The following is a 3,867-nucleotide window of genomic DNA, read 5'->3' as shown; positions in this document are numbered from 1 at the left end:
TAGAGCTTTTTGAGTATACACAAAAAGTCCCATAAGAACTATAATGAAAAGCGACGAAACTACCATTAGGAAGAACTTATGAGACCTATTAAGAATACCACAGAATTAATCGGAATTAAAGACCCTAACATCATTATTTCTCTTGTTTTTGAAACTGATACTCATATCGAAATTCATGCAAAACTGGATTACCCTGCACCACCATGCCCACATTGCCAAGGAAAGATGATTAAATATGACTTTCAAAGACCTTCTAAAATCCCTCTTCTAGAGCAAGCTGGAACTCCGACACTACTACGTCTGAAGAAACGTCGCTTCCAGTGTAAAAGTTGTAGGCGAGTCACGGTCGCTGAGACATCAATCGTTGAGAAAAATCACCAAATCTCAAACCTTGTCCGACAAAAGGTTGCTCAACTTCTAACTGAAAAGCTATCATTAACGGATATTGCCAGAAGACTTCGTGTATCGACATCCACTGTCTATCGTAAACTTGACCAGTTTACTTTCAAGGAGCATTATGACAAACTCCCAGCTGTTATGTCCTGGGATGAGCTTGGGTTCAAGAAAGGTGAACTCGCTTTTGTGGCGCAAGACTATGAGACCAACAAACTCATAACTATCCTCGATAATCGCCGTCAAACCACTATTCGAAACTACTTTTTGAAGTATCCGTTGAAAGCTCGCCAAAAGGTACAGTTTATCACGATAGATATGTCAGGAACTTATATGCCACTAGCTCGAAGACTTTTCCCTAACGCCAAAATTGTTCTTGATCGATTTCACATTATCCAGTACCTTGGACGTGCCTTTTTAAAGACAAGAATTGCGATTATGAACCAGTTCGATAAGAAGTCACTACCTTATCGAGCCTTGAAAAATCACTGGCGACTTTTTCAAAAGGACAGTCGTAAGCTATCTTGTAACTCATTTCACTCGAAGACATTTTGTCAAACCTTAAGCCCACATGAAGTCATTGAGAAGACATTGGTCTTTTCAGAAGAGCTCACCGACTACTATACTCTTTATCAGCTTTTGCTTTTTCACTTTCAGGAGAAGAGAGTAGATGAGTTCTTTGAGCTGATAGAGGAAAATAGAAGCAAGGTCAATCACTATTTTCAAACGGTCTTTAGGACTTTTCTTAGACACAAGCAATACATCCAAAATGCACTAGAAACAGACTATTCAAACGCAAAACTGGAAGCTACTAACAAGTTGATTAAAGACATCAAACGGTTGGGCTTCGGTTTTAGAAACTTCATCAACTTTAAGAAACGTATCTTCATCACTCTAAACATAAAAAAAGAGAAGACCTATCTGGTCCTCTCTAGATGTTAGCTTTTCGCCACCCACTACAGTTGACAAACATACTAAGATGAGTAGTGAGAAAATCTCCAACCAGAGAGTACTCACTACTTTTTCGTTAGGTTAAAGTAGTGGGGTCTTGTAAAATTGTAGTATAGCGCTATACGTCACTTGACAAACTGGCAAGAAACCTTGATCAAAAATACCAGGAAAGGTATTTTTTAGCATGCCTTTTTATGGCTCAAAAATTGTTAAAACTAAGACAATAAACTCAGAATAGTACTGTCTTATCTCATTTTTAACTTAAAGCTTTGATAGACTTGATAAATGATAAAAAAGAGCTAATAAAATTTAGAATGCGGAAACTAACTTACTCAACTGTTACTGCTTTTGCAAGGTTTCGTGGTTTATCCACGTCAAGACCCCGTTGTAGAGAAGCATAGTAAGCAATCAACTGAGTTGGAATAACCATTGAGATCGGTGATAAGAATGGATGTACTTGATTGACAATAATATCATCATCAGCTTTAGCTAATTTTTCCTCAACGACTGTTAAAACATTAGCTCCACGAGCAGCAACTTCCTGAATATTACCACGAGTATGAGCAGCCACAACTTCACTTGCAGAAATTAATCCTAAAACTGGAGTACCATCTTCAATCAATGAAATTGTACCGTGTTTCAACTCACCCGCAGCAAAGCCTTCACATTGAATATAAGAGATTTCTTTCAACTTCAATGATGCTTCCATAGCTACATAATAATCATTTCCTCGACCAATGTAGAAAGCATTACGAGTTGTAGCCAACAAGTTCTCAACTTTCTCAGAAATCATATCTTTTTCAGAGAGAGTCGCTTCAATTGACTGAGCAACAATTGATAACTCATGCACTAAATCAAACTCAAGTGCTTCTTTCTTGCCATTTGCTTCACCAACAGCTTTCGCAAGGAAAGCTAGAGCCGCAATCTGAGCAGTATAAGCTTTTGTAGAAGCTACAGCAATTTCAGGCCCTGCATGTAAAAGCATCGTATATGTTGCTTCACGAGAAAGCGTAGAACCAGGTACATTGGTAACAGTCAAACTAGGGATTCCCATTTCGTTAGCTTTCACCAAAACTTGACGGCTATCTGCTGTTTCACCTGATTGACTAAGCAAAACAAACATTGGTTTTTTGCTCAAAAGTGGAATGTTGTAACCCCACTCAGATGCAACACCTATTTCAACTGGTGTATCTGTCAATTTTTCAAACATAGCTTTTGACGCAAAACCAGCATTATATGAAGTCCCAGCTGCTAAGATGTAAATACGATCTGCTTCTTGTACTGACTTGACAATAGCTGGATCAACAGTGATATTTCCTTCATCATCTGCATAGGTAGAAATCAATTTACGCATTACAGTAGGTTGCTCATCAATTTCTTTCAACATATAGTAAGGATAAGTTCCTTTACCAATATCAGAAAGATCAAGTTCAGCTGTATAAGTACCGCGTTCAATAGCATTTCCTTCATAATCGGTAACTGTGATAGCATCTTTGGTCAGAACAACCAACTCTTTATCGTGAATTTCCATAAATTGACTAGTTTCACGAATCATAGCCATGGCATCTGAACAAACCATGTTGTAACCTTCACCAACACCAATCAAAAGTGGAGATTTGTTTTTGGCAACATAAATCGTATCTGGTGCTTGAGAGTCAACAAGAGCAAACGCATATGACCCTTGGATAATATGAAGAGATTTTTTTAAGGCTTCAAGAACTGATAATCCATCTTCGTCAACGAATTTACCAATCAAGTGAACTGCAATCTCAGTATCTGTCTGACCTTTAAATTTGTGTCCTTGCAAGTATTCTTCTTTAATTTGGAGATAGTTTTCAATAACTCCGTTATGAACTAAAACGAAGCGCCCTGTTTCCGAAGTATGTGGGTGAGCATTATCCTCAGTTGCTTGACCATGTGTTGCCCAACGCGTGTGACCAATACCAGTTGATCCCTTAACATCGGAGCTAATTTTAGCACGAAGATCTGCAATACGACCAACTGATTTAACTAGACAACCTTTATCTGGGGCATCAGTCACATAAATACCTGCTGAGTCATAACCGCGATACTCTAACTTTTCGAGACCCTGTATTAAGATATCCACTGCATTACTATTTCCAACAACTCCAACAATTCCACACATTAATTATTACCTGTAGCAACTTTTAAATTACTATCCCTTTCCTACAAATTGGTATAGTTCAATATCCTATTATTGAACCGAACAAAGTCATTATATACCTAGTTTTATTAGTTGTCAACAATTAAATTGGTATAGTCATAAAAGATGACTATCTTCAATTTGTCAAGTAAAAACTTATTATCAGATAATCTAAATCAATTTTTCTTAACAACTATTTAAATGAATAAAAACGAAATTTGTTATACCACTTCCAATTAAACTCTATTTTCCTTTAAAGAACAAAATTTCGCTAATAATTCAGATTTTTTTATTTCTGTGATTTGTAAAACCACTGTAGAGATTATAGAGCTTTTTGAGTATACACAAAAAGTCCCATA

Annotated in this window: 1 protein-coding gene and 1 pseudogene; one reads left to right on the top strand and one right to left on the bottom strand. The window is 37.0% G+C overall.

The window, feature by feature from the left end:
* Nucleotides 1–78 precede the first annotated feature (78 nt).
* Nucleotides 79–1,328: pseudogene (locus AX663_RS08705) on the top strand (ISL3 family transposase).
* 344 nt (nt 1,329–1,672) lie between these two features.
* Here AX663_RS08705 and glmS read toward each other — a convergent pair.
* Nucleotides 1,673–3,490, bottom strand: a complete 1,818-nt coding sequence (gene glmS, locus AX663_RS08700) for a glutamine--fructose-6-phosphate transaminase (isomerizing) (protein ID WP_022496548.1) — start codon at nt 3,488–3,490, stop codon at nt 1,673–1,675.
* Between the last annotated feature and the right edge of the window lie 377 nt (nt 3,491–3,867).

Origin of the sequence: Streptococcus sp. CCH8-H5, from assembly GCF_001556505.1 — a bacterium.
GTDB lineage: Bacteria > Bacillota > Bacilli > Lactobacillales > Streptococcaceae > Streptococcus.
The sequence above is the reverse complement of the archived record's forward strand: the minus strand, read 5'-3'. Positions and strand labels throughout refer to the sequence as shown.

Bases quoted from the DNA above. Each gene is read 5' to 3' on its own strand.
- glmS (WP_022496548.1), bottom strand. From the start codon at position 3,490: ATGTGTGGAATTGTTGGAGTTGTTGGAAATAGTAATGCAGTGGATATC.